This window comes from Pseudomonas sp. GW821-FHT01C01 (genome assembly GCF_059422645.1).
Genome location: NZ_JBWKXF010000006.1, coordinates 98,851 through 124,826, shown reverse-complemented (window position 1 = coordinate 124,826; position 25,976 = coordinate 98,851). Strand labels below are relative to the sequence as shown.

Genomic DNA, 25,976 nt, shown 5'->3' with positions numbered 1-25,976 from the left:
GTCGCCCTGTCGTTGTCTTTCGCCCTGTCGTTGTCTTTCGCCCTGTCGTTGTCTTTCGCCCTGTCGTTGTCTTTCGCCCTGTCGTTGTCTTTCGCCTTGTCGTTGTCCTTCGCCCTGTCGTTGTCTTTCGCCCTGTCGTTGTCCTTCGCCTTGTCGTTGTCCTTCGCCTTGTCGTTGTCCTTCGCCCTGTCGTTGTCTTTCGCCCTGTCGTTGTCATGCGCATTGCCTGGGCCTCTGTTCCCGGCCATACCACCATGGTCAGCGTCGCCGCGCCCCAGGCCTCCATGACCGTCACCGTCATGGCCTGCTGCACCATGATCGCCACCCTCTCCATGGTCGCCGCCACCGTGACCGCCACCTCCGGCACCACCGCCGGCACCACCGTGACCGCCACCTCCGGCACCACCGCCGTCACCACCGTGACCGCCACCTCCGGCACCACCGCCGTCACCACCGTGACCGCCACCTCCGGCTCCACCGCCGTCACCACCGTGACCGCCACCTCCGGAGCCACCGCTGCCGCCACCGTGGCCGCCTCCGCCGTCGCCACCGTGACCACCGCCACCACCTCCGCTGCCGCCATCTTTGGCATACACGCTGGAGAAACTACCGATGTAATCGGGCACCAGGACAGTCGATGCCGACAGGACTCCGCCAATCGCCAGAGCCAATAAACATTTTTTGAGCTGCATGTTGCAACCTCCGCTTGGAGTTGCGTCGTCATCTCCATATCGAACGCAATGTCCAGTGAGTTCCCGGCCGCCCATTGGAGCGGCCAGCCAACCGGCTCGGTCATAAATCTGCAGCATTAACGAGCAACTGCGGGTTCCGCACGATCCTTCAAAGCCAGTCAGTATCGTTGCGCGGGAAATATTCCCACGTTTGTATTAGAGGAGTGCTTTCAGCCCGAGTTCAACAAATCAGTATCAGGACCAAGGCATGCGTTGAGCAGACACTTCAACCTGCCCCCATTGGAGCATCGCCCCTCAGCTGATCGGCTGGTTTAACGAGATGAGTTTTCAATGGGATAGACCAGGAGTCTGGCATTCGGATTTACCTGGGGAACCCGGGTCGAATCAAAGAGCCAGTCATGGCGCTGGCTCGCCTGCCCGTGCTGGCATGGAGCGACTGATCGAGGCCGATTTCTGCCTTTGGCCAACGACAGCTTTGGGTTTGCGGCCATCGCGACAGGTAGCAATCGGCCATAAACGGTCATTCACAGCTGCTGTACCCCCCAAAAAAATGTCGAGACCAATCACTGAGAAAGGGGTAAATTCTGAGGGTCCTTGCGCGAGTCGTGTCTATAATTTTCCAGATATCGGCCCCATTGGTCAGTGAATGCAAATGCCCGCAGATGACGATTCGCTGCCCGGTTCTGACGTTCTTTTCGACGAATCTGACTGCGGCTTACTGCTTACCGCAGAAAATGGCGAGATCGCACAGGTCAACCTCACATTCTGCCGTTGGTTAGGCTACCGGCGAGAAGAGCTGCTCGGTCATCACATCCAGGACTTGATGAGCCTCGAGGGAAGGACGTTCCACAAGATGTACTGGGCGCCCCTCATGCAGATACAGGGCGTAGTGGCTGACGTGAAGTTCGATCTCGCTCACTACAACGGACATTCCATTCCAATGATGCTCAGCGCCATCAGCTGTGAGCATTCTGCTGGCATATTTCATGAAATGACCCTGTTCAAAGCCGCGGATAGCCAAAGGTACGAGCGCGAACTGCTCAATGCCCGAATGCTCGCCGAAGGACATTTGGCAAAACACCTGAAGGATCAACGGGTACTGGATATGACCCAGGACAAGCTGCGCATCACCTACGCTGCGGCTGAAGACAGAGCCTTGTTCGCCGAGCAGCTTATCGGGATTGTCAGTCATGACCTGCGCAACCCATTGTCGGCGATAAAAATGGCGGCGGAACTGCTGGGTCGCAGGGAGATGGATGCTAAACAGGCACAAATACTTGGCCACATCACCCACTCGGTAGAGCGCGCACAGCGTCTGGTGGCCGATCTGCTGGATTTCACCTTGACGCAAGTCGGGCGAGGTATCGCAGTCCTGCCCAAACCAGTCGATCTACACGAACTGGTCGCCGACTGCCTGGACGAGTTGGGTCTGGCTTTCCCCGGGCATGAGTTGATCCACCTGCGTTATGGGCAAGGTGACTTTACTGCCGACAGTGATCGGCTGTATCAGCTCATCGGCAACCTGGTCGCCAATGCAGTGGCCTACGGTGCTGCCGATAGCGAAGTCACCGTTTCTTCGAGCTTCGAAGATCAAGCGGTCATTATTACAGTGCACAATCTTGGCACCCCCATACCACTGGAGTTGCTCAAGGACTTGTTCGAACCAATGATCCGTGGCAGTCATGACAATGCTGAACTTAGAAGTGTCGGGCTGGGCCTGTTCATCGTTCGTGAGATCGCAAGGGCGCACTACGGCGAAGTGGCTGTAACGTCTTCTCTAACGAGCGGAACGACATTCACTGCAACCTTTCCTCGCAACTTAAATTAGTTTGGATTGCCCCTCACTCAGCCCCATCACCCCTCCATTACTAGCCGACGATAGCCTGGCGTGACTGACCGCTGTGGGTCGGTTTCAGCTGGTCGTGGACGGCAGAAATCGGCCTAGGCTGTGTGAAAACGTTTTAGAGCAAGGTTGGCAGTTGAGATCGGAACGAAAATCGTGTTTCTACGTAAAATCTCGGGCTGCCTGACGAACCAACGCCGACAGATTTTACGTAGCCACGCAAACTTCAAGACGATGCTTGCGTTTCACACAGCCTGGACCAAAAGCAATGGGATGGACTCCTCCTCACCTCGGCATCTTGAGTGCCAGACTGAAGGTGCGAACCGCAGTCAACCGTGAGAAGGAGTCCACACATGAAGCTTATGCGCATTGGGGTCGACTTGGCCAAGAACGTGTTTCAGATCCACGGCGTGGATCGTCATGAGCAGCCAGTCTGGCGGCAGCGTCTGCCTCGCGATCGCTGGCTGCAAACGGTGTTGGAGAAGATCGAACCCGGCTGTGAGATCGGCATGGAAAGTTGCGGTGGTGCGCACCATTGGGCGCGGCAACTACAAGCACGCGGATTTCGGGTGAGACTGATCGCGCCGCAGTTCGTCAAACCGTTCGTCAAGAGCAACAAGAACGACGCCAACGATGCCGAGGCAATCAGCCAGGATCTCGAAGCCATGGCCGAATACCTGCACAGCTTGGCCGCGCGCTTTAGCCGATAGCCTCTGGATCGCTCCTGCAGCAAGGGTAACGGAACGGAAACGCGAACGAGGGTGTCAGCTGTTTAGACACCCCTGTTTCTTCCCTCAATCCAAATGAAGCGGTGAAGTCATGAACAATATTATCTACCTCGTTGGCGCCGTCGTGATCGTCCTATTTATCCTGTCGTTTGTCGGCATGGTCTGATTCAGCCAGCCGTAGTCAAAACAGATTGAGAGGGTGCGTTTGCCAGGAACGCCCCTCAAACGGCTGCGGCGTTCAGTCCCCCCATCACTGCGACTGAATCCAATCAAGGAAACGCCAGATCGGCTGCTCCTCGCCCCTGCGTTGAACATGCGCGAGATACCATCCTCCGGCCTGCATGATGTCTGTATGCATGGGTATGACCAGGCTGCCCGAACGAAGATCGGAGGTTGCTGGACAGACTCTGTCATCAGGCAGCGCCTGTGCTTCTTTGCCATTTCAATTGAGGGGCTGAAGTGCGAAAAAAAGCCGAGTTGCGGCAGTCGCTTGTCTTGTGACTGACCGCCTCACGCCCTGAGGAAGTCAGCAACCCAATCTTTCCAATTAAAGTGAAGCACCCTAAATCGCGAGGCTTCTAAACAATCATCATGCTCTTTCCGTTTAGTTCGAATTGCTGCAGCAAGTTTTATACGAACATGCTTATATTTCTCCCACGCTGCAACATTCTTTTCATATTGCGTAAGCGGCTCATCCTTCCAGACCGTAGACCAAAACACAGCTTCAGTAATTTCAATTATTAGCTTTACGCTATTTACTGCGGTCGCCGCCTTATCATAATCCATGACAAACTGAGTAGCCGATTCGTGCGCCGGAATATGTCTATCATGAAAGGCCTGATGCAAATTCGACCAAAGTTTCGATACGTCCCCCACGACTGACTCACACCCAGGAACATCATTTCGGATGAAATATGGGGCCTTAGCCAATTTAGAAAGCTGTTTGAATTTCTGACCTAACAGAGCATCAAAGACATCTTCAAGATGACCCAGCTAACTAAAAGGCAAGCTACAAGCTACAATTTCACCAACACTCACACTTTGCTTATGAAGCATTGGTATTATTTCAGACGCCTTTAACTTGTCACCTACAAGTGCTACGCCCTTTGTAAAATACTCTCCACCTTTGTCCACAACCAGCAGGACATCCACCAGCGGCTGCTGATCAACCTGGTCAATACTGACTTCGAGACAGCGGCGTGGATGCTCCGAAATGTCACGACACCTTATGAACCAAGCGAAAAGGTGTCGCGAGCATTTCAGGATAAGAGCTTGGCGGAGTTAAAGCGCGATCCCGGAGACCTACCGAGCGATACTCGGTGATTGTTTTGTCCATAGGAGGTTTATGGCGTCTGTTTCAAGCTTCAGGTTGTTACCGACCCTGAGCCAGAACAGTACGTCGTTAGGCGTCACTACACTGAAAAAGATCCAGTGCCCCGACCCATCGGCCTTTTCCTCTACGTCTGCAACGTACAACGCGACCTCACTTTCGCTAAGTTCCAAGGCATCGGAGATTTCTCGCTGTGTCGGTTTTCTTACGCTGCTCATAGTGAAATCCATTTCTTGAACAAAGTGCTGAAAGCATAGCTGCACACCAAAACTTAGAATATCCACCTGTCGCTTCCGGTCACGGAGGGCGGCGCTGGTACCACGGCGGTAGTCGCCATGCAGGAGGGTCGCCGGTCGGTGCTGCGCGAACTCAACCCGGGGGCGGCGGAACCTGGAACGATTGCATGCGCCGCAGCATCGCAGCCCTGATGAACTGCGACATCGTAGCCACGCTCCCTGGCTGGGAGCATTCGAAAGGTGCAGGACTGGAAGTGCTGATCGCTGACCGCCTCAGCATGACGGTTGTGAAGGCCCATGATCTGGTATCGATGGAGACATCAACCCCACCTTTTGTCGCAAGTCGATTGACTGACAGGGACCTTTGGAGCCCAGTAATCAGCGGGCTAAACCTGATCAGAAGAGAAACACCATGTCGAAGATAACGGTGATATCCGGTGACTTTCTGGCAGGTGATGCTGAATTTCAATCTGGACTGTTCATTTTAAAGTCCGCAGTAAAACCCTCTCTTGAAATAAAGATACCCATTTCAAAACTAGAAACTTTAGAAACAGCAACCGAGGAAATAGTTAATAAGAAAGGGAGCGTAATTCGATGGAGTCTGGCTGGAGCATTGCTTTTAGGTCCGGTTGGACTAGTTGCGGGCTGGTGGCTATGTGATAAAGAAAAGGAAATAACTTTCTACGCAAAATTCGAAGATGGCCGCTGCCTTCTTGCCACAACTAATATCAACACTTACTCCAAACTCTCTGCCGCTCCCCACAAGTAACACCACTTTCCACTTCAATGTCAGCCGCTATAGCGGCAAGGACGAAGTCATGCCTGAAGAAATCGTTTTGATCCAGCCAGTCCCTGTCGTCCGCGATAAGAATTGCAAGCCCCGGCATAGGACGTCCGAACCAATCCTGTCGCGCCGACATAGGATGAGCGCACGACGCTGATGAAGCCGGTCATCACCGCCGTGCAGCATGCACTTCGCCAGATCGAAGCAAGAACTTCTATCTAATCTGAAGTTACCGACTTTCTAGAATGATTCCGCGGGCTGGTAGATCTGTCTTCTGCATCCCGATGCAGTAAGGAAACATTGTAATCGTAGGTCGATATCAATGGCACAGGCTCCTCATTCCGGGACATATCAAGCCATCGCCTTGTGCGTTCGATGTCGAAGGATTCCTTCTTGAACTTCATCTTCGCAACAAGGTTCGCTGAAACCTTGAAGTGTCCACAACCAGCTGAGCATTTGACCTCTGACCAGTCTCCAGGCGCTCCAACAATCCTGGCGGCAGCCTGACAGATTAAACACTTCATATTCGATCTCCATATCAGTGACCCATCAACTGTAGCCGATCACCGGCCAAGGACATCCCCATGCCTAAAGAAAACCGATTCACCTGGTTTCACCCGGACCCGCAAGTCGCTGATTAGCATCAGCGCGACAGTCTCCGACCTGAGGTGATCACGTTCCGGTACGTGGCCGAGAAGTACATGGTCGACGTCGTGTGCCAACGAAAAAACCCGCGACACAGAAGGACAACGTCAGAGAGCTTAAAAACCTGATGTCATTTTTCGACGACCCGCCGACACCACTCGAAACAATCCAGCCACTGCATGTCCGACAGTGTTTGACCTGGCGCAAGGCTGCACCTGTACGGGCCAACCGCGAGAAGGCCTTGCTCAGTGCAATCTGGAACTTTGCCAGGGACGTTGGCTATACGGCCTTGGCCAACCCGTGCGCCGGGATCAAGGGTAACAAGGAGACCGGCCGGGACGTCTAAATCGAGGACGCGCTGTTCAAGCGTGTATACGAGAACGCAGATGCTGGCCTGCGAGATGCGATGGACCTTGCCTATCTAACCGGTCAGCGCGTGATCGATTCCCGATTACTGGACGAACAGGATGTCCGTGACGACCAAATCTGGGTGCTGCAAGGCAAGACGAATGCAAAACGTCGGATTGAGATAACTGGCGAACTGAAAGTTTTGATTGATCGAATCATGTCCCGAAAAAAAGAACATAGGGTCCACTCGACGCGGCTGATCGTTTCGGAGGATGGCACACCAATGACGGTGGCAATGTTGCGGGGAAGGTTTGACTTGGCCAGGGAGGCGGCGGGTGTCGCGAAGTCCGAGTTTCAAATGCGTGATTTACGCGCTAAAGCCGGTACGGACAAGGCTGAATCGAGTGGCGACATCATGCAGGCCAGAGATCAACTTGGGCATACTACCGTTGTCATGACCGAGCAATACATCCGCAATCGCATAGGTAAGAAAGTCTCGCCTACCAAGTGAATTGCGACCCAAAGCCAGAATTACGACCCAGAAACAAACAAGGGCTTGCTTAGCTTTCGCTCGCAAACCCTTGATTTATATGGTGCCCGAAGCCGGAATCGAACCGGCACGCCCTTACGAGCGGGGGATTTTAAGTCCCATGCGTCTACCAGTTTCGCCATTCGGGCGGTAGCGCGGTGAGCCGTCCAGGTTCTGTCAAATAACGATCTGGCAGATCTGACGCTCGTGCAGCAGAGGTGGAAATATATACATCCCCACCCGGTGAAGCAAGTTCGCAAATACCCTTTTCAAGACTAAATCTTGCAGGCTACTGCAAATAAAAAAGCTCCGTAAATCATAGATCTACGGAGCTTTCTAATAGTGGAGGCCGAGGTCGGAATCGAACCGGCGTAGGCGGATTTGCAATCCGCTGCATAACCATTTTGCTACTCGGCCTCAAACACCTGGTGTCTTGTAGCGTCAACACCAGATGCGTACAAACTTGAGTGAGAAACGAGATCTTGCTCGTACTCTATCTCCTTGAAAACATTGGGCTTTTTAGGCTGTCAGTGCTTTCGATGGCGTGAATTATGTACTCATTTCTTGAGGCTGGCAACCCCTTGATTTCAAAAAAAATTCTGCCGCCAGCTTTCATTACTCCATGGGGGTGCAATCCCCTCCGCGTCCGTGCGTTCAGCCCCTCATCAAAACCAGACTGGAAAAAAGTAGCCTTCCGTCCTGGTTCGCGGGGTAGATCGTCTCGACCTCGCTGACGACAACCTCATGGGTGATTGCCGGTTTATGGAGGGGAACTCGAAGCTCGAATGGAGCTTAGGCGGGTTTGAAACGCTACGCTGTAATCCGAACCCTGGACTCGAGGCCTCTCCGGGGCACGCATCTTGTACGTCTTGACTGGAGGTGTTCCTGTGAGGCGTTTACCGAAAATTACGCCTTAAAAACAAAAGCGACCTCCCTGTGCCGGTCTGTGTTGTCACCTGCACAAAAAAGGTCGCCACCTGGCGGACTCTGGACGAGCCCGCGAGGTTTACACGCAGAGCCGGCTTAGTATGCGGCTGCCAGTGCCCGCTGAGGTGCAACAGAGTAGCCCTGTTGTTTCGCTCGCTGAGTCAACGCCAGCATCGCCAGGAAGCCGAGCACAATCAGTACCGGATAGGCCATCAACAGTTCTGAAAGGGAGTATTTCCAGGCCAGAGGGCGCCCTACACCCAACATGGCGGCATACATCCAGGACACTGCCGACAACGAACCGCAGGCCAACGCCAGCATCCGCGCGCTGAATCCGAGATCGAGCAAGGAGCCTGCCTTTTGCAGTGCTGGGAGTACCAGGCGATGCAACAGAACGCCGTTGTAACTCAGTAACGCGACAATAATCACTTTGGCTTGAAGCTTGGGATTCATAAAGTAATCGACACCTTTTCCGAGGTAATCAATACCTACGACAGCGATACCCGTTACCCACAAAGCGATCAGTGCAACGACGACAGACTTTTGAAGACTTTCCATGTGAGCATTATCATGCTCAGTTAACACTTTTCGCTTTAACAGGTCTCTAACCATCGCGACATCACTGGTCAACACCAAACCAATGGCTACACAACACGCCACCAAGTGAGCGTAAATAACACCCAGGCGCACAAACTCCATTGCTTCTTTATTTTCGAGCAGGCTCATAATTATATTTATTGCCACGGTATATTCTCCACCTTATTTGACAGTACAGATCGACCACCCACAGGTAGTTTATTTATCAACAAACCTGTCCGATCTTACTTATACAAGATAAGCCAAATCATAGACTTGGCACTATTAACCCAATTGATTTGCCCGGCAAATCAATTATCGGCTTGTCTATCGCCTCCTGAATTTCAGGTAAAAAAACACTCATTTGCATACAATGCATATGGGGTTAAATTTCCACTTCTTTTCTGCGACTGCAGGGGCAGGTCATCGATGACGCGCTGAAGAATCAGAGACCAAAGTAGCGGAAACGTTCACTTTTTCGATCAAAGGCCCGACAAACGGTGGATAGAGCGAGAGCGTCTGAAGCCACACTAGCAAGCCAACTCCGCCGCTAACGCCCATGACAACTGGGCTACTTAATTAAATGAACTTTAATAATTACTTTTTGGATCCATTAGTTGTCATCCTTGGATCCATCTGTTGTTGTACAGCGCTCAGCACACGCAATGGCGAGTGACTCTCATTTGGGGCTATCCAAACTAAAATAATCATACTATTTATATTAAAAAATACTCAACTTCAGTTTCTGATCGTCGACACCAGCGGTAACCAAACACAATTGCAGCCTCGACGTTTCGAGGGTGACCAGCCAGCAATCGCGATCAGCACAAATTCATGGCTATGCGGCCCGCCCAGGCAGTCGGGATAGCCTCCCTCCTCCCCACGTCCTTCCTGTTGGCTCGTGCCTTGCTTTAGTCCTGATTGCAATACAAACGTGATGGCAGAGCCGGTAATGGAGGTATTCAACGTGGTCGAGTCAGCGGTGGCACTGTTTATGGTTACGTTGACAGCGACAGTAATGATTATGTCGGCGCTCGCCGCGGGAGCATTGATCGCCTTGGTGACGATCAGTGCTTTAGGCATCGCAGAGAGCATACCTTCGGATAACCCTTTACTGGCGGTTCTGACATCAACCTCTACGCCAGTAATGATCGTGATTTTCTTGCAGACAGGGAGTCTGGCGTCAACAACAGAGTTCATGTTTGACATAAATCTGATGTTGATTTTGGCCACGTTATAGAAGATGTGTCGGGGGATGACAAGCACCGGGTCTTGAACTCAATACAAGCAAATTTTGACTTTGGAAAAGGCTTTCCGCTCAGTACAAAAACAGTCACTCAATCGGCTCTCGCCCCCGTAACTCTGACCGATTTCATGTAAAAATCCCCAATGTAGGGGGGGCCACCACCGTACCAAACATGTTTTTGCGTAATGCTGTTTAACGTACTGTTGCAGCGGGTGGGTATCAGTAGGTGTGGCTCAACAACAGTCCAGCCTCGCCATCCGGGCTGGCGTCGGAAAACCCTTTGACGGCATACAACTGAAACTTCCAGTTCTGGTTGAGCTTGTGCGTGAGGAAGAAAGTGAGTTCCTTGATCTGGTCGCCTGTGGAAACGACCTTCTGCCGCCAATCGTAGGACGCGCCCGCCGTAGTGCGCGCGAACACGGGTATGGCGAAGCCCAGGCCAGCGAATATCGGGTTGTTGAAGTCAGAGCCCGACGGGTCGCCGAATTTTTTCCAGCCCAAGGTAGCGAACCCGGTCACAGGGCCGAAGGCCTTGGCGACATCGACCTGGGCGGAATAGTCGGTTTTGCCGGTGCCCAGGCACTTGTCTTCGTCGGCAGTGGGCAACTTGACCTTGCCGATCAGGTCCACGAACAGCCCGTCAACGCTGCCGTCAAGCACGGCATAGTCGGCACCGGCGACGGTGTCACCCATGCCGCTTTCCACTTTGTGGCAGCCGCCGGGCAACGGCTCGCCGTCAGGGCCGACCGAAGGATTGGTGATGCGTAGCCAGGGCACAGTGAGTTTGTAGGTCATGGGACCGGTTTCGTACTTGCCCACCAGCGGCACGTACCAGGTTTCGGAAGTAGTACCGGTGCCATAGTCGCCCCGAGAATAGTCGGTTGCGATCGAGGTCGTGAAGGTATCGGCCAAGGCTGGCAAGGGCAGGCTGGCAAGCAATCCGACGAGCAGGATGCGCTTGGGGTTCATGTTCACCTCGTGTCTTGCGTCATCGAAGTTCACACGCATGCTTTGTTGCGTGACTTACCCAGCCTAGTTACTCATGACGATAAGTGCATCATGACTGCACTGTTTAATTCGTCTTGCCGGAGCGATCGACTTTTTCAACCTGCTCGACCTTTTCAACCAGCTCGACTTTTTCTACCTTATCGACTCTTTCTACCTTCTCGACTTTCTCTACCTTCTCTACCTTTTCTGGCCGTTCAACTTTCTCGACTTTCTCTTGGCGTTCGACTTTCTCTACCTTCTCAACTTTGTCGGGTTGTTCGACCCTCTCGACACGCTCTGACTTGCCGGACTTGTCCACGCTTTCTTTCTTATCGCCGCCGCCACGACTGTCAATTCCCCCATGGCGAGTATCGTCACCGACGCTGCCTTCGCTCTCGGAGCGGCCGCTCCTGTCACTGCCCGAGCTCCCCGAGCTGCCGGAATTGCCGGAATTGCCGGAGCTGTTGGCGCTGTTGGAGCCACTTGAGTCGTCCGTGTTTTGCTCACTGGTTCGCAGTCGCCCGTGCTGGTTGCTGGCTGGCGAATCGGAACGCTCGCGGGGCAATTCGATACGCGTTGCCTGCACCTCCCGCGCGCCGCTGAACACGCCGCTGACCCGCACGCGTCGATCCAGCGCCATCTCCGAAGGCTGCACACCGACAAACACGGTGTCGCGAGCCAACGTCACATTAAAGCCACCCACCACCAAATGGCGGTCCTGCCGGCCCTGTACCAGGCCCTCGATCACTGCATTGCGCGCCCGGCCAATGAAGGGCAGGCTCGGGTCGGGGCGGCTTTGGGTCACGTCCAGCTCGCGGCCGGACCACTGGCCGCGCACCAGCATTTCCTGCGCCGGACCTGGGTGATTGCGGAGTTTTAGCCCCTCGAGATAGCCGCTGCGATCCACCGTGCCGATGGCACTGGCCTCCTTGAGGCCGGGCGCCCGGTCGATACGACTGGCGACCACTTCGCCACGGGAATCACGAAGCCCGCTGACCCGTACGGGATCACCCAGGCGCAGACCGGCAGCGACTTGAGCATCGCTGGCCAGGCGTACCGGTTGCCCCATGACACGCATGGGCATGGAAGCTCTCGGCAGTGCTGTCAAGGGGCCTTCGTAGACGTGCAGGATAGAAATGCGCCCGGCCTCCAGGCCGCGTGGGGATTTGAACGCATCCACGGCAACCACTTGGCCTACCGCCAGGTGAGTGCTGGTGGCGGCAATGCCGTTCTCGCTGACAGGAACGTTTTGGGTGAAGTGCACTTCCACGCCATTGACGCAGATCGAGGCAAACCCGGTGATGGTGCCGACAATGCCGGTGCCGCCGATCCCGCCGTTGTCGTTGCTGATGCCTGTGCCACCCACGCCGCCTGCAACGGCACCAGTGCCGCCAATGCCGCCAGGACGTTTTTTGAGCGGTGCGCCGGTCCCCCCGATCCCGCCGTTGTCGTTGTCGGTGCTGATGCCTGTACCGCCCATGCCGCCTGGCGCCGCGCCCGTGCCGCCGGTGCCACCCGGAGCCTGGATGACTGGCACTCCATTTATGCCCGCGTCATTCTGGCTGACACAGGCTGGGGCGGCTTGCAGCACAAGGGGAAGCCCGAGGCACAGAGCGAGGGCGATTGCACGAATCAGGCTCAATTTGACGGTCATGGCTTTGGGGCCGTCGGCGAATTGGGATCGGAAGCTTCAGTATAGAAGTACAGGCCGACCGTGATGCGCTGGCGCGGTTCAAGGCTGGGCAGGTCCTGGAATTCCAGTTCGGCGGCGAGTCGGTTGAAACTCAACAGAACCTGCATCCCCTCTTTGGCCACGGCCTCGCGCAACGCCTCGACGCTCATCGGGGTCAGTGCGTCATAGTGGACACTGCGTTCAAAAAAGGCCGGACCTTCGCTGCTCAGATTGTGTACCGCAGCGCAGGCATGATCGTGCAGGTTATGCCCCAGGTAAGCAGTTTTCTCATCGAAGCCCTTTTGCGGCACGAAGGCCTGGACTTCGAGGTGCACGCGTTCTTGTTTGTCAAGGCGGACGACGCCCAGGCGCAGCCACTCATCCAACACCACCCGCGCCCTGATATCCGTGCTGACCTTCGCCACCAAGGCATCAAAGGAGCAGTCGCCGCCGACACTGGCCAATCTTGGCAGTGGCAGTGGCTGGCCGGCGTTGTCGCAAAAAGGCGCGTGGGTCCAGGCGTTGACCAGTTGCGCACCGAAAGTGATGTTTTCCGGAAGCGTGGAAGAAGCAGGGTCGCTGGTGTCGCGCAAGCGCCGTACATCCTTGCGATGCACGCCGGTGAGCAGGCTGATGCGGCTGTCGGTCGGCGCCTTGTCGTTCAGACGGAACTCACGGTCCGCCACATCGACGAAAACCTCCTTGAGCAGGTCGGCGAACACCAGGTAGGTGACGCCTTTGCGCAGCATCAGGCGTACCAGCGGCCGCATGACATGCCGCAAGGCTTTGAGGAGAGAAGCAGGCAAGGTAGAAGATTGCATTCAGCGCATTCCTGGACAGTTAACCCTAGTATAGCTGCGTGGGAAATAATCCCATAAATGCAATCGCGTATTTTTTCCGTGCCTCATACAAAACCGGTGCCCAAGGTTTTGTATGAGGTCATCAAGCCGCATCAGATCCGGCTGTTGTCGTCGCCGGGCTCACCACCATCATGGTTGCCATTATCGTCACCAGGCTCACCGCCGACATGGACGCCGTGGTCGTCACCAGGCTCGCCGCCGACGTGGACACCGTGGTCGTCACCAGGCTCGCCGCCGACGTGGACACCGTGGTCGTCACCGGCCTCGCCGCCGACGTGGACTCCGTGGTCGTCACCGGCCTCGCCGCGGGCGTGGTTGCCGTGGTCGTCACCCGCTTCTGCATGGGTTCCACTGCGACCGGAGTTTGAGCCTCCGGAACTGGCATGGCCTGAATTCCCGTTTCCATTCCCATGGTCGCTGCCGCTGTGACCACTGTTGCCACCGTTTCCACTGTTGCCGCCATTGCCACCGCCGTTGCCGCCGTGGCCACCACCACCACCACCACCACCACCACCACCACCACCACCACCACCACCACCACCACCACCACCATCCTTGGCATAGGCGCTCGAGTCATGGGAAATGGTATCCGGTACCAAAACAATAGAAGCCGAGAGGACGCCACCAATTGCCAGCGCCAATAATCCTCTCTTGAAAAGCAAGTAAGTGTTCATCAAGCATTCTCCTGGTGATTTACCGCGAGCAGTGCCAGCGCAAACAGGTTGCAATCGGGAAGCGGTATGGAAGCAACCCTCAGCTCTGCAGTATCTCTTGAGTGATTAGCGTGGGAAATTTTCCCACTAACTGTAAACTAGCCCTATCTGGCTCCGGGTCAACCAGCGCAGGAGAAAGCCGACCGACGGTTGGGGGCGGGACCAGCGCTCAGCGTCAGCAACACACGCAGAAACGATCTACAACGAGCACGAAAGCGCGCAGGAGACGAGAGGTTGTGTTCATGACGAACAGGACTTGGTCGGGGGAGGAGACTGCTGGAGGGTTGGGTTCAGTATAAAAATAAACGCAGATGGTGAGACGCTGCCTGGAGTTGACGGTCATCCTCGTCGGTGTTCCTGACCGTGCAACACGATTTGGAAAAAAAGTCGCAAACCCTGCAATTCTTCAGGGCTTGCGACTCATTGCAGATACGTCCTTAAGCTCCCGGGACGTTTTCAACGGGTATGCCTGCTGTGTTCATTGCTGAATGTGCAGGCCTAGTTCTGTACCTCAACCACGTCGATATCCGGGGCGTCTCGGGCATCCTCCGCAGCCTCTCTGGCTGCTTGCGCGTTAGCCTCGGCAGCCTCTCTGGCTGCGTCCGCCTGATCTTCGGCTGCCTCTCTGGCGGCTTCGTTAGGCTCTCTGACTGCTTTCGCGTTAGCTTCGGCAGCCTCTCTGGCTGCGTCCGCCTGATCTTCGGCTGCCTCTCTGGCGGCTTCGTTCGCCTCTCTGGCTTCGTTCGCCTCAACTTTGGCAGCGTTCCTGGCCGCATTGGCAGCAGCCTTGGCAGCATTTCTAGCTGCATCTGCCTCGGCCCTGGCAGCATTTCTGGCTGCATCTGCAGCGGCCCGGGCGGCATCTCTGGCTGCATCTGCGCCAGCTACGCCAGCAGCTTTTGCAGCGTCCCTGGCAGCATCTGCCTCAGCTCTGGCAGCATCCCGGGCTGCATCCGCCTCAGCTCTAGCAGCGTCTCTGGCTGCATCTGCATCATTTTTGGCAGCGTCCCGGGCTGCGTTTGCGGCATCGTTGTCATTATCGTCAGCGTCGTTGTCACGTGCGTTACCTGGGCCTCTGTTCCCGGCCATACCATGGTCATCGTCGTTGTCACGTGCATTGCCTGGGCCTCTGTTCCCGGCCATACCATGGTCAGCGTCGCCGCGCCCCTGGCCTCCATGACCGCCTGCAGCACCATGATCGCCACCCTCTCCATGGCCGTTGCCACCTTGACCGCCAGCGCCGCCACCACCGTGACCACCACCGCCGTCACCACCGTGACCACCGCCGCCGTTGCCACCGCCGCCGCCACCGTGACCGCCGCCGCCGTCACCACCGTGACCACCGCCGCCGTTGCCACCGCCGCCGCCACCGTGACCGCCGCCGTCACCACCGTGACCACCGCCGCCGGAGCCACCGCCACCGTGGCCACCTCCGCCTCCACCGCTTCCGCCATCTTTGGCATACACGCTGGAGAAACTACCGATGTAATCGGGCACCAGGACAGTCGATGCCGACAGGACTCCGCCGATTGCCAGAGCTAATAAACATTTTTTTAACAACATGATGCACCTCCGCTTGGAGTTGCGTAGTCATCTCCGTATCGAACGCAATGATCAGTGAGTTCCCAGCCGCCCATTGGAGCGGCCAACCAACTGGCGCGGTGATAAATGTGCAGCATTAACGAGCAACTGCGGTTCCGCACGGTCCTTCAGAGCCAGCTAGCATAGTTGCGTGGGAAATATTCCCACAACCTTTAGAGTACTGCTGTCAGCCCGAGTGTCAACCACCGAACGTCAGGACTACAGTCCGCGTCGAGCAAAATCGACCGAACCACGCATCAGCAGGGGGAAAAATCGAACATCGTGATGCCTGGAGGCTATTCCTGAGGAATGTATGTATATGGACTCCTGCTCGTTGCAAGCCGTTCGGCGACTGTTCGGACCAACCCTGGCGGGCTCAAGCCAGCAGTTCGGTGATCCACCGCGCCTGCCGGGCGATGTCTTGCACCTTCTCCTCGGGCACAGCCTGCCGCGACCGGGCGAAGTTGCTCAGGGTCTGCTGCTTCAGGTGCAGCATGCGCTGCCACTTGACCAGGAACGCCGGGCTGCGAGCCCGCATCTGCAGCGGGCCGAAGTAAAGCTCCTCGGCCGTGTACAGCACCGGCCCGGCGCGCTCGGCGACAATGATTTCGTAGTCAAAGCGGTTTTCCCGCAGCACTTCCTCGAAGAGGATGCGGTAGCCATTTTCCATCAGCCATTGACGCAGTGGCTGCTCGCCTCCGTTGGGTTGCAGGATCAGGCGCTCCTGGCCGCTCAGCCGCGCCTTGCCACTGTCGAGGATGTCGCGGATCGTTTCGCCGCCCATGCCGCAGATGCTGATTGCCGTGATCCCGTCACCCGGCTCGATCGCCGCCAGACCGTTGGCCAGACGCACGGTGATCCGCAGTTCCTGGCCGCTCTCGCGCACAGTGCGCTCGGCCGAGCGGAACGGCGTCAATGCCACCTCCCCGGCCACCGCCGCCGCAATGGCGCCACGGCGCATCAACGCCACCGGCAGGTAACCGTGATCCGAGCCGATATCGGCCAGTCTCGCACCTGCTGGCACATGCGCCGCCACGCGCTCCAGACGCATGGACAATGTCTGTTCGTTCAACTGCAGCCCCTTTTCACCACGAACGTCCGGCACCTTTGGCCGGATCGGGGCGCGATTCTGTCGAGCAACGCCGTGCATTTCAACTTTTTGCGACCAGGGTCATGGCTCAACCCGTACCCACGGTTCGTGTAGAGGCGCAAGAAAAGGAAGGCTCTGGCAGCAGATGAACACCAGGACCCGAGCCATGACACTCGCGCTCATTCGCGACCCAAAACTGATTCATTTCGACGTTTCACACGATTCCACAACAACATCGTGGACCTGTCATGAAATGAAAAGAAATTGTCGTCGAATGAAGGGCCGCCAGCCTCCCCCGTCCATAAATTCCTCTTCAGGCCCGCACGTTGAATCCCACGATCTGACGGCTGGCCCGGCCGGCGCAATGCCTGGGCGCATTTCTGATTTATATGCTCAACATCATAATAAGAATCCGAGGGGTCGCATTGTATGCGTGTGAATTTACCCGTAACCGAGCATGAAAGAGTCTTTCCCGCCGAACAACGATTGATATCCACGACCGATCTGGATAGCCGAATCACTTACTGCAATGACGCATTTGTTGCCATCAGCGGTTTCACTTACGACGAATTGGTCGGTCAGACCCATAACCTGGTCCGACACCCCGATATGCCACCCGGGGTATTCGTTCATATGTGGCACACCATCAAGCAAGGCAAACCCTGGATGGGTATTGTGAAAAATCGCTCGAAAAATGGTGATTTCTATTGGGTCAGTGCCTACGTCACGGCCATCTATGAAAACGGACGCATGAGTGGTTACGAGTCGGTTCGCTCGGTGCCCAGCCGCGACCAGGTCCGTCGGGCAGCGGCACTCTATGCAAGGATGCGGGCCGGCAAGCCAATAGTTTCGTTGAGTGCGCGGATGTTCCGGCCACTGCAACACGGGTGGCCATTACTGATTGCAGGCGGGGTTTCATTGCTGGGTGATCAGTGGCTGCCAAAAGCTGCGGCTCAGGGGATCCTGGTGGCGAGCCTGGGTATTGCCTGGTACCTGATCGAGTCCCGACATCGCAGAGCCATTCAGCGCACGCTGGCCGAGCATCCGAAAGCATTTTCCGATCCGCTGGTCGCGCTTACCTATAGCGACAACCACGGCCCCCAGGGACAACTGGATATGGCCATGCTCAGTGAGGAGGCTCGCTTGCAGACGGCCCTGACCCGGCTCGTCGATGCTGGCGTCAATGTCAAGGCCAAGGCGGCGCAGTCATCCGAACTCTCCGGTGCGCAAGCGCAGTCACTTGATCGTCAGCGCAGTGAAACCGATCAGTCTGCCGCCGCCATTTCACAGATGGCCGCAACCATTCAGGAAGTCACCCATAACGTCATCAGCACCGCACATGCCGCGTCGGAGGCCGACCAGTTGACTCGTGAGGGCAGCGAACTGGCTCAGCAAAGCCTGAACGCCATGGAAACCATGCATGAGGCAGTCAACGAAATTGGCCAGGCGGTCAATGCATTGGCGAGCGAAACGCAGTCGATCGGCAGTGTGGTGGATGTCATCACTTCCATTGCCGAACAGACCAACCTGCTGGCGCTCAATGCCGCAATCGAGGCAGCCCGGGCCGGCGAACAAGGTCGCGGTTTTGCCGTGGTTGCCGACGAAGTGCGCTCCCTTGCACAACGCACTCGCACATCCACCGAACAGATCCACGGCATCATCGCTTCACTGTATATCGGTGCCGATCGTGCCGTCTCGACGGCCAGCCGCGGCGAACAGATTTCCCGCGACAGCATGCAGCGTGTCGAGGCGGTGCAGTCGGCTTTGGTCGGTATCAGTCAGGCCGTCAGCCGGATCACGGGAATGAGCCAGCAGATGGCCTCGGCGTCAGAAGAACAAAGTCATGTGGCCGAAGATATCAATCAACAGATCACGCGCATTGCCCAACTGTGTGATCACAGCGCCGGGCAGGCCAAACAAGGCGCCGCGATCAGCCAGGATCTGGAAGTCATGGCCGACTACCTGCACAGCCTGGCCGAGCGTTTTAACCGTTAGTAGCGACAGGGCGATTCCTGCTTCGCCATGGTCTTCGCCAATTGATACTGCTCCGAATCCATTGCATCACCTGTGGCGAGGGAGCTTGCTCCCGCTGGGGTGCGCAGCGCCCCCCAAAAGAAGGACTGCTGCGCAGTCCAGCGGGAGCAAGCTCCCTCGCCACAGGTTTGCACGATGCCACTAGGGCAATGCATACACCCTGAACAGTTTTCTCACGGTATCGTTGGACCCGCCCAGGTACTGGTCGTATGCCTTTTCTATGGCGCCTGTGTAATAGGCTTCGCTCAAGGCCGTATCAACCAGCAAGCGGAAGTCTTCGTCGTTGCGATCCACGATCATCGCCACCGGCGAGTACTCGAAGATGCGGTCCAGGATCATCAGGTTCCCGGCCGCACCCTCCTTGGCGATTTCATTTCGCAACAGCATGCGCTCGGAGAAGAAGGCATCGGCCTTGCCCTCGGCGACCAGTTTGACGCCCTCGTCGATGTTGGCCACGGTCACCAGCGAGGCGATCACGTTGAGCAGGCGCATCCGTTCGCGAATCCAGTCTTCGGTCACGCCCCCTTCGAGGGTCGCGTAGGTGTGGTTGGCCAGGCCATTGTTGATGCTGGCTCGCCAGGTCGGACCGTTGTAGGCGACCTCGCCGTTGAGCACCTTGAGCAACGGTTCGGCAGCATTCTTGCGCACCACGACCGAGAGGCCGGCGGTGTAGACCGGTATGGAATAGCTGATCATCTTGCGCCGTTCCAGGGTGGGCGGTGTCGGCGTGCAGAGGATATCGACTTTACCCTGGCTCACGGCGTTGACCTCGTCCGAAATCTTGACAGGCAGGTAGTGTACTTGCAGGTCGGGCAGGCCCAACTCGCTCTTGAGCTTGTCGGCGACCTTCAGGCACAGGTCGATGGCATAACCACTGGCCTTGTCGCCTTCCTGCTTGCTGAAGGGCGCCAGGTCTGGCAAGTAACCCAGGGTAAAAGTGTGGCTGCTGCGCACGCGTTCAAGGGTGTTGGCGCCGGCTATTAGCGGCAGTGTCAAAAGCGCGAAGGCAAGCAGCAATCTGGTGGTTTTGGTAAATGGTACGTTCATGTCCGGTTTCCCCGTATACAGATGTCTATGCAGTCTTGATGGCTACGCCTAAGGATTACCGGCTCTGGCCTGGATGGCTGGCGCCGCTTCGGTGAAACGCTTGGCGAGGAATCCATAGAGCAAGTAGCCGACAGCGAGTACCAGGGTGCCGCCCATCACTGCGTCCTTGCCGCAGGCATACAGGGCATACAAGGAGTACGTTACGGCAATCAGCAATACCACCACGTTACGCGTGCGAATCGCTGAAGAGACCCCGGCCTTGTGCATGATCACCAGCAGGCCGGTCAGCGCAGTGATATAGGGGATCAGGTTGGTGACCGCGGCCAGGCTGACCAGCTTGCTGAACTGGGCGGCGGCATCGGGCGAGATGGTCGACAGGGCCATGAGGGTTTGCAGCACGCCGCAAACGATCATGCCGACCACGGGCGCATTCATCGAGTTGACCTTGCTGAACAGCTTGAGGAACAGGTCCTGGTCAGCCGTCATCTTCGCGGTTTGCGCCAGGGTAAATTGCCAGCCCAGCAGCGAGCCTACACAGGCCATGACCGCCAGGGCCATGACGATATGGCCGACCATCGGACTGAATATCGTGGCGTAGACCAGCGCAAAGGGCGCCGAGGACTTGGCCAGTTCAGCGTTGGGAATGATGCCCTGGATGACGGTGGTCGACAGCACATAGACCACGGCTGCACCCAAAGTACCGAACAGACAGGCCAGCGGCACGTTGCGCTTGGGGTCTTCCACGGCATCGGTGGCCTGGGCCGCCGATTCCATGCCCAGGAAGGCCCACAGGGTCAGGGGGATGGCTTTGCTGATGGCTTCGGAAATCGGCAGGCTATTGGGGTTCCAGGCGGCGGCCAACACATCGGGCTTGAACCAGAACCAGCCGATGATGCTCAGGCCGGCTACCGGAATGATCACGCCCCACACCGTGAAAGCGCCGATCTTGCCGGTGATGCCAGGACCACCGAAGTTGGCGAAAGTGGTCAGCCAGATCAGCGAGATCGTGCCGATGCACAGTGGAATGGCACCCGTGCCCAGCCAGGGCACGAAGGCGGTCATGTAGCCCACCGCCGAAATGGCCACGGCCACGTTGGCGATGGCCAGGGACAGGAAGTACAGGTAGGAGCAGAGGAAAAAACCCGACTTTGCATGGGCTTCTTCGGTGTAGGCGGACAAGCCGCCAGAGCGCGAGCAGAAGACGCCGCACTGGGCAAAACAGTAAGCGATGGCCATCGAGCCGATCGCAGTGAAGATCCATGACAGCAGCGAAACGGCACCCAGTTGAGCCATATTGGTGGGCAACATGATGATACCCGAGCCCATCATGTTGACCGTTACCAGCGTCGTGAGCCCCATCAGGCCCATTTTCTTGCTTGAATCAGCCATCGCAAACTCCTTGCCTTGTGCAGAGTTTTGAACCTGGGTCCGGCGATGTGCAGCACGCGGCCGGACAGGGGCTAATGCTTACTGCTTGACCACGTAAACCTTGTAGGTTGGGCGCCCCTGGCTGTCGCGCTCGATCTCGACGCCATGGTTGTCATGTTCGAAACCTGGAAAGCGGCCGTCGAAGGCCTCCATCGCCAGCAGGTAGTCGACAATGGCCTTCTTGTCATTGCCTGCTTTTTCACCAGGCATCATCAGCGGAATACCCGGTGGATAAGGAACGATCTGCACGGCAACGGTGCGATTGACCATATCGCGTACGGCAATCTGTTCGATTTCACCTTTAACCAGGCTGGCAAAGGTGGCCCTTGGCGAGGACACCGGGTCGGGCAGCAAGGTGTAGGCTGCGTCCATGTTGTGCAGCATTTTGGTGGCCAGCATGTCTTGGTGCATCTCCTCGGCCAAGTCCTTGAGGCCCATGCCGCTGTAGCGGTCGCCATGGCTGTCCACCAGATCAGGCATCACTTGTTCGAGGGGCGAGTTGCCGTCGTAGTGTTTCTTGAATTCCATCAGGCCGGCTACCAGCGAGCCCCATTTGCCCTTAGTCACACCCAGGCTGAACAGCAGCAGGATTGAGTAGGGTTCGGTCTTCTCGACCACGATGCCGCGACTGGAGAGGAAGGACGACACCAGCGGGGCCGGGATGCCGCTGCTCTCCATCTGCCCTTCGAGGGTTTGCCCCGGCGTAAGCACGGTGACCTTGATCGGATCAAGCATGCAGTAATCGCTGCCCAAATCGCCGAAACCGTGCCAGGTCGCCGTAGGCTTGAGCACCCAGGCGTCGCCGTGGTGCAGCACCTGCGGGTCGACGTCAGCAAAAGGCACGCCGTCGACCTGGTCCGGTTGCCACACGCCGAACCACCAGTCCTTGGCGTTGCGCTGCTGTATTTCGTTGTTCAGGCGCACCATGGCTTGGCGAAAGGCAATGGCTTCATCAATGGACTCATCGGTGAGGTAACCACCGGCATCATTCATCATTTTCGCCGAGACATCAGTCGACGCGATAATGCTGTATTGCGGTGAGGTCGAGGTGTGCATCATGAAGGCTTCGTTGAACAGGGCCGGCTTGACCGGCACCTTGCCCGAGCGAATATGGATCATCGAGGCCTGGGACAGCGCCGCCAACAGCTTGTGGGTGGAGTGGGTGACGGTCACCGTGGCGTCGTCGGCATGCCGTTCGCCACGATGCATGCCATAGCGACCCTCGTACAACGGATTGAAACGGGCATAGGCATACCAGGCTTCGTCATAGTGAATGCGGTCGACGCTCTGGCTCAGCTCGCGGGTGGTGGTCTGCACGTTGTAGCACAGGCCGTCGTAGGTCGAGTTGGTCAGTACCGCCAGCACCGGCTTGGCAGTCTTGTTGGTTGCTAACGGGCTGTCAGCGAGCTTCTGTGCGACGGCAGCAGGCGTCAGTTCGCTACGCGGCACCGGTCCGATCAAGCCACGTGCATTGCGCCGTGGACGCAAGTACAGCGGCACCGCACCGGACATGTTCAAGGCATAGTTCAACGACTTGTGACAGTTGCGGTCGACCAGAACAGCGTCGCCATCGGTCACCGCCGAATGCAGGACAATCTCGTTGCTCGCGGAGCTGCCGCCCACGGAAAAGAAGGTGAAGTCAGCGCCAAACACCCGTGCGGCATATTTTTCCGCTTCATCAATCGGGCCGGAATGGTCATTGAGCGAGCCCAGTTCGCCGACCGATACACTCAGGTCCGAGCGAAGCATCTGCTCGCCGTAGAAGTCGAGGAATGTACGGCCCACTGCAGTTTTCATGAAGGCGGTACCGCCGGTGTGACCCGGGGTGTGCCAGGAATATTCATGGGTGCCGGCGAAGTTCACCAGCGCGCCGAAAAACGGCGGGAGAATGCTGTCGAGGTAACGACGGGCGGCGGCTTCGATGCGCCCGGCAATGAACTCCGGGCTGTCTTCGGGCAGCCAGATAAAGCCGTCAATGTTCTCCACGAAAGCCAGCGGTACCCGGCGCTGATGTGCCTGGCTCATGCCGAGCATGATCGGCAACTGCGCCGTGCGGCGACGGATCAGCTGGATCAACTTCAGCGCCTGGTCCTGGTTGTTTTCGCAAAGGCCCCAGCCAATGATCGCGCAGCAGTAGGCCGAGTTGGCACTGACGGCGATGTCTGCCTCCTCCAGCGACCCGACCAGCTCCACCTCCAGCTCATGCTCATGCAGGGCGGCAGCAATCGCCTGGGCGCTGCGCAGAATGATGCTGTCGTCATGTTCCTGGGTGTTGGCCACGATCAGCACCGGGAAGCGCTGTGCCATATCGACTGGCAATCGGGTTTGCGAGTGACTCATGCGTATCTCCTTGAGCAATGTTGAGGGTGCAGCATCAGGCCTTGAGTACGTACCCATACGCCCGGGTGCGACCGCCTTCCTGCTTCAGGTACACGCCTTGCAGCTCCGGTGTGAAGCCGGGCAAGCGGTTGATGCCCTCCTCCAGTGCCAGGAAGTACTTGAGCACTGCGCCTCCCCAGATCTCCCCGGGCACCACGCACAACACACCCGGCGGGTAAGGCAACGCACCTTCGGCGGCGATTCGCCCGTCTGCATCCGCCAACGCCACCAGTTCGACGTTGCCACGGATGTATTCGATTTGCGCCTGTTGCGGGTTCATGGCTTTTTTCGGGAAGTGTTCCTTGCGGAACATGTCCTTCTGCAATTGCTGCACGTTGTGGTGGCGGTAGAGGTCGTGCATTTCCTGGCAGAGTTGGCGAATGGTGTAGTTGCGGTAGCGCTCCTCGTTCTGGCTGTAGATGGCCGGCAGCACCCGGCTCATGGGCGCGTCGTCTTGTACGAAGCGTTCGAAACGGGCGATTTGGGCGGCCAGATGGCTCATCTTTGCCCAGTCTTCGGCCGGTGTGAGCAGGAACAGGATCGAATTGAGGTCACACTTTTCCGGAACAATGCCGTTCTGGCGCAGGAAGTTGGCCAGGATGCCGGCATGAATGCCGAAATCGGTGTAGCTGCCATCGACCGGGTCAATGCCCGGCGTGGTGAACAGCAACTTGCACGGGTCGATGAAGTACTGCTTCTCGGCATAACCGGGAAAGGCATGCCAGCGATCCTTCGGATGGAACTCAAAGAAACGGATGTCGCTGGCGATGGCGTCGGTCGGATGGTCCTGCCATAAGCGCCCGTCGATGGTATCCGGCACGAATGGGCGGACCATGGTGCAGGCTTCCAGGATCAGCTTGCGTGCATTGATGCCGAACTTCACGCAGTCGTCCCACAGGCGCAGGCCGCTGCGGCCTGAGTGGATGCGCGCATTCACATCCAGCGAGGCGAACAACGGGTAGAAAGGGCTGGTGGATGCCTGGGCCATGAACGCGTTGTTGAGCCGGTGATGGTTGCAATAGCGGGCCTGGCCTTTGATGTGCCGGTCTTTTTTGTGCACCTGGGAGGCCTGGGAAAAACCGGCCTGCTGTTTGTGTACCGATTGGGTGACGAAGATCCCTGGATCGTTTTCATCCAGGTCGAGCAACATGGGCGAGCAGTCTTTCATCATCGGAATGAACTGTTCGTAGCCGACCCACGCCGAATCGAACAGGATGTAGTCGCACAGTTTGCCGATGCGCTCGACCACTTGCCGGGCGTTGTAAATGGTGCCGTCATAGGTGCCCAGTTGAATGATCGCCAGGCGAAAAGGTCGTGGCAGTTGGGCCTTGTCCGGGGCGACTTCGGCAATCAGTTGACGCAGGTAGTCTTCTTCGAAGCAGTGGGCGTCGATCCCGCCGATGAAACCGTAGGGATTGCGCGCGGTTTCCAGATAGACCGGCGTGGCCCCGGCCTGCAGCAGCGCGCCCTGGTGGTTGGACTTGTGATTGTTGCGGTCGAACAGCACCAGGTCGCCTGGAGTCAACAGGGCGTTGGTCACCACCTTGTTCGACGCCGAGGTGCCGTTGAGCACGAAGTAGGTTTTGTCGGCGTTGAACACTTGCGCCGCGTGTTTTTGCGCCAGTAGCGCCGGGCCTTCGTGGATCAGCAGGTCACCGAGTTTGACATCGGCGTTGCACATGTCGGCGCGAAACAGCGTCTCGCCGAAGAATTCGAAAAACTGCCGGCCAGCCGGGTGCTTGCGAAAGAACTGCCCGCCCTGGTGGCCCGGGCAGGCGAAGGTCGCGTTGGCTGACTCGGTGTAGTGTTTGAGCGCATCGAAGAACGGTGGCAGCAGGCTTTCTTCATAGGCTTTGGCTGCCGTCTCCAGTTGATTGCCGTAGTACTCGGCATTATTGCTGGATAAGTCGAAGACACCATTGACCTGCAAAATGACATCCTGCAGTTGCTTGTAGACCTCCAGGGAGCGATTGCTGCGACCCTGAGATGCCACCAGGAAGATCGGAATGTCGAAGCCGGTTCGCTTGATGGAGTCCAGCGCCCCTGCTGCCAAATCATCTACCGAGAGTACGGCGACGGCGACATCGGTAAGGTCAGTCTGGTCGAACGGGACGATTTCACGGGTCGTACGAAAACAATTTCGAACTGCATCGCTGGCAGCGATTTTCAAAGCTTTCATAACCAGAAGCTCTCGGTCGGCTTGACGTTGAAGTTCCTGGGACGATCATCTTCAGAGGCATCATGTCCCGGGGTCAGAAGCGATTGCCCTATTGGGTATAGTTCATTTTTACTATTTGTTAC

20 protein-coding genes, 2 tRNA genes and 2 pseudogenes are annotated in these 25,976 nt (G+C 57.0%); 8 read left to right on the top strand and 16 right to left on the bottom strand.

Features of this window, described 5'->3' with window-relative positions:
* The coding region (locus AC07XF_RS06355) for a hypothetical protein (RefSeq protein ID WP_495025887.1) at positions 1–692 on the bottom strand (692 nt) is incomplete at its 3' end.
* Positions 693–1,344: 652 nt separating this feature from the next.
* Here AC07XF_RS06355 and AC07XF_RS06350 point away from each other — a divergent pair.
* Entirely contained in the window at positions 1,345–2,520 is a 1,176-nt protein-coding gene (locus AC07XF_RS06350; protein ID WP_495025828.1) for a PAS domain-containing sensor histidine kinase, read from the top strand.
* Between the two features lie 368 nt (positions 2,521–2,888).
* Positions 2,889–3,245 (top strand): IS110 family transposase, encoded by a 357-nt coding sequence (locus AC07XF_RS06345; protein ID WP_495025827.1) that lies wholly within the window; start codon positions 2,889–2,891, stop codon positions 3,243–3,245.
* 528 nt (positions 3,246–3,773) lie between these two features.
* Here the strand turns inward: AC07XF_RS06345 and AC07XF_RS06340 are convergent.
* On the bottom strand, positions 3,774–4,049 hold the full coding sequence (locus AC07XF_RS06340; RefSeq protein ID WP_495025826.1) for a hypothetical protein: 276 nt from the start codon (positions 4,047–4,049) through the stop codon (positions 3,774–3,776).
* Between the two features lie 947 nt (positions 4,050–4,996).
* Between AC07XF_RS06340 and AC07XF_RS06335 the strand changes: the two genes are divergently transcribed.
* The 3 genes and pseudogenes from AC07XF_RS06335 to AC07XF_RS06325 form a co-directional block, all read left to right on the top strand.
* Positions 4,997–5,254 carry a DUF4406 domain-containing protein gene (locus tag AC07XF_RS06335; protein ID WP_495025825.1) on the top strand — a complete coding sequence of 86 codons (258 nt, stop codon included), beginning with the start codon at positions 4,997–4,999 and terminating at the stop codon, positions 5,252–5,254.
* Positions 5,242–5,598: a hypothetical protein gene (locus tag AC07XF_RS06330; protein ID WP_495025824.1), complete on the top strand. Its 357-nt coding sequence runs from the start codon at positions 5,242–5,244 to the stop codon at positions 5,596–5,598. The genes AC07XF_RS06335 and AC07XF_RS06330 overlap by 13 nt, the downstream gene beginning before the upstream one ends.
* Positions 5,599–6,278: 680 nt before the next feature.
* Positions 6,279–7,117, top strand: a pseudogene (locus AC07XF_RS06325) (tyrosine-type recombinase/integrase); the annotation flags it as partial.
* Between the two features lie 80 nt (positions 7,118–7,197).
* Here the strand turns inward: AC07XF_RS06325 and AC07XF_RS06320 are convergent.
* The 9 genes from AC07XF_RS06320 to AC07XF_RS06280 form a co-directional block, all read right to left on the bottom strand.
* A tRNA-Leu gene (locus AC07XF_RS06320) sits at positions 7,198–7,284 on the bottom strand.
* 194 nt (positions 7,285–7,478) lie between these two features.
* A tRNA-Cys gene (locus tag AC07XF_RS06315) sits at positions 7,479–7,552 on the bottom strand.
* Between the two features lie 606 nt (positions 7,553–8,158).
* Complete coding sequence (locus tag AC07XF_RS06310) at positions 8,159–8,806, bottom strand: hypothetical protein (protein ID WP_495025823.1); 648 nt, start codon at positions 8,804–8,806, stop codon at positions 8,159–8,161.
* A gap of 570 nt (positions 8,807–9,376) precedes the next feature.
* A complete protein-coding gene (locus AC07XF_RS06305; protein WP_495025822.1) occupies positions 9,377–9,904 on the bottom strand; it encodes a hypothetical protein in 528 nt (175 codons plus the stop codon).
* Positions 9,905–10,103: 199 nt separating this feature from the next.
* Entirely contained in the window at positions 10,104–10,853 is a 750-nt protein-coding gene (locus AC07XF_RS06300; protein ID WP_495025821.1) for a hypothetical protein, read from the bottom strand.
* A 103-nt stretch (positions 10,854–10,956) separates the two neighbouring features.
* The gene (locus AC07XF_RS06295) at positions 10,957–12,525 is read right to left on the bottom strand and encodes a DUF5666 domain-containing protein (RefSeq protein WP_495025820.1); all 1,569 of its coding nucleotides are present in this window, start codon (positions 12,523–12,525) and stop codon (positions 10,957–10,959) included.
* Entirely contained in the window at positions 12,522–13,364 is an 843-nt protein-coding gene (locus tag AC07XF_RS06290) for a DUF6502 family protein (protein WP_495025819.1), read from the bottom strand. Before AC07XF_RS06290 ends, AC07XF_RS06295 begins: the two co-directional genes overlap by 4 nt.
* A 131-nt stretch (positions 13,365–13,495) precedes the next feature.
* A complete protein-coding gene (locus AC07XF_RS06285; RefSeq protein ID WP_495025818.1) occupies positions 13,496–14,077 on the bottom strand; it encodes a hypothetical protein in 582 nt (193 codons plus the stop codon).
* A 537-nt stretch (positions 14,078–14,614) separates the two neighbouring features.
* Complete coding sequence (locus AC07XF_RS06280) at positions 14,615–15,205, bottom strand: hypothetical protein (RefSeq protein ID WP_495025817.1); 591 nt, start codon at positions 15,203–15,205, stop codon at positions 14,615–14,617.
* Between the two features lie 3 nt (positions 15,206–15,208).
* Between AC07XF_RS06280 and AC07XF_RS06275 the strand changes: the two genes are divergently transcribed.
* Complete coding sequence (locus AC07XF_RS06275) at positions 15,209–15,658, top strand: hypothetical protein (protein ID WP_495025816.1); 450 nt, start codon at positions 15,209–15,211, stop codon at positions 15,656–15,658.
* Between the two features lie 415 nt (positions 15,659–16,073).
* Here the strand turns inward: AC07XF_RS06275 and AC07XF_RS06270 are convergent, their stop codons facing one another.
* The gene (locus AC07XF_RS06270) at positions 16,074–16,769 is read right to left on the bottom strand and encodes a tRNA (adenine(22)-N(1))-methyltransferase (protein ID WP_495025815.1); all 696 of its coding nucleotides are present in this window, start codon (positions 16,767–16,769) and stop codon (positions 16,074–16,076) included.
* Positions 16,770–17,216: 447 nt separating this feature from the next.
* Here AC07XF_RS06270 and AC07XF_RS06265 point away from each other — a divergent pair.
* Positions 17,217–17,528, top strand: a pseudogene (locus AC07XF_RS06265) (PAS domain-containing protein); the annotation flags it as partial.
* A 123-nt stretch (positions 17,529–17,651) separates the two neighbouring features.
* The gene (locus tag AC07XF_RS06260) at positions 17,652–18,782 is read left to right on the top strand and encodes a methyl-accepting chemotaxis protein (protein ID WP_495025886.1); all 1,131 of its coding nucleotides are present in this window, start codon (positions 17,652–17,654) and stop codon (positions 18,780–18,782) included.
* A gap of 180 nt (positions 18,783–18,962) precedes the next feature.
* Here AC07XF_RS06260 and AC07XF_RS06255 read toward each other — a convergent pair whose 3' ends face one another.
* From AC07XF_RS06255 to speF, 4 genes are all read right to left on the bottom strand, one after another.
* Positions 18,963–19,868 (bottom strand): amino acid ABC transporter substrate-binding protein, encoded by a 906-nt coding sequence (locus AC07XF_RS06255; RefSeq protein ID WP_495025814.1) that lies wholly within the window; start codon positions 19,866–19,868, stop codon positions 18,963–18,965.
* A gap of 48 nt (positions 19,869–19,916) precedes the next feature.
* The gene (gene potE, locus AC07XF_RS06250) at positions 19,917–21,257 is read right to left on the bottom strand and encodes a putrescine-ornithine antiporter (protein ID WP_495025813.1); all 1,341 of its coding nucleotides are present in this window, start codon (positions 21,255–21,257) and stop codon (positions 19,917–19,919) included.
* Between the two features lie 78 nt (positions 21,258–21,335).
* Complete coding sequence (locus AC07XF_RS06245; RefSeq protein ID WP_495025812.1) at positions 21,336–23,636, bottom strand: Orn/Lys/Arg family decarboxylase; 2,301 nt, start codon at positions 23,634–23,636, stop codon at positions 21,336–21,338.
* Positions 23,637–23,670: 34 nt separating this feature from the next.
* On the bottom strand, positions 23,671–25,854 hold the full coding sequence (gene speF / locus AC07XF_RS06240) for an ornithine decarboxylase SpeF (RefSeq protein WP_495025811.1): 2,184 nt from the start codon (positions 25,852–25,854) through the stop codon (positions 23,671–23,673).
* Positions 25,855–25,976: the final 122 nt, after the last annotated feature.

What these genes read in the sequence shown, in the direction of transcription:
- AC07XF_RS06350 (WP_495025828.1), top strand. Translation starts at nt 1,345, where the DNA reads ATGCCCGCAGATGACGATTCGCTGCCCGGTTCTGACGTTCTTTTCGAC.
- AC07XF_RS06345 (WP_495025827.1), top strand. Translation starts at nt 2,889, where the DNA reads ATGAAGCTTATGCGCATTGGGGTCGACTTGGCCAAGAACGTGTTTCAG.
- AC07XF_RS06340 (WP_495025826.1), bottom strand. Translation starts at nt 4,049, where the DNA reads ATGGATTATGATAAGGCGGCGACCGCAGTAAATAGCGTAAAGCTAATA.
- AC07XF_RS06335 (WP_495025825.1), top strand. Translation starts at nt 4,997, where the DNA reads ATGCGCCGCAGCATCGCAGCCCTGATGAACTGCGACATCGTAGCCACG.
- AC07XF_RS06330 (WP_495025824.1), top strand. Translation starts at nt 5,242, where the DNA reads ATGTCGAAGATAACGGTGATATCCGGTGACTTTCTGGCAGGTGATGCT.
- AC07XF_RS06300 (WP_495025821.1), bottom strand. Translation starts at nt 10,853, where the DNA reads ATGAACCCCAAGCGCATCCTGCTCGTCGGATTGCTTGCCAGCCTGCCC.
- AC07XF_RS06295 (WP_495025820.1), bottom strand. Translation starts at nt 12,525, where the DNA reads ATGACCGTCAAATTGAGCCTGATTCGTGCAATCGCCCTCGCTCTGTGC.
- AC07XF_RS06290 (WP_495025819.1), bottom strand. Translation starts at nt 13,364, where the DNA reads ATGCAATCTTCTACCTTGCCTGCTTCTCTCCTCAAAGCCTTGCGGCAT.
- AC07XF_RS06285 (WP_495025818.1), bottom strand. Translation starts at nt 14,077, where the DNA reads ATGAACACTTACTTGCTTTTCAAGAGAGGATTATTGGCGCTGGCAATT.
- AC07XF_RS06280 (WP_495025817.1), bottom strand. Translation starts at nt 15,205, where the DNA reads ATGGCCGGGAACAGAGGCCCAGGTAACGCACGTGACAACGACGCTGAC.
- AC07XF_RS06275 (WP_495025816.1), top strand. Translation starts at nt 15,209, where the DNA reads ATGGTCATCGTCGTTGTCACGTGCATTGCCTGGGCCTCTGTTCCCGGC.
- AC07XF_RS06260 (WP_495025886.1), top strand. Translation starts at nt 17,652, where the DNA reads ATGTTCCGGCCACTGCAACACGGGTGGCCATTACTGATTGCAGGCGGG.
- AC07XF_RS06255 (WP_495025814.1), bottom strand. Translation starts at nt 19,868, where the DNA reads ATGAACGTACCATTTACCAAAACCACCAGATTGCTGCTTGCCTTCGCG.
- potE (WP_495025813.1), bottom strand. Translation starts at nt 21,257, where the DNA reads ATGGCTGATTCAAGCAAGAAAATGGGCCTGATGGGGCTCACGACGCTG.
- AC07XF_RS06245 (WP_495025812.1), bottom strand. Translation starts at nt 23,636, where the DNA reads ATGAGTCACTCGCAAACCCGATTGCCAGTCGATATGGCACAGCGCTTC.
- speF (WP_495025811.1), bottom strand. Translation starts at nt 25,854, where the DNA reads ATGAAAGCTTTGAAAATCGCTGCCAGCGATGCAGTTCGAAATTGTTTT.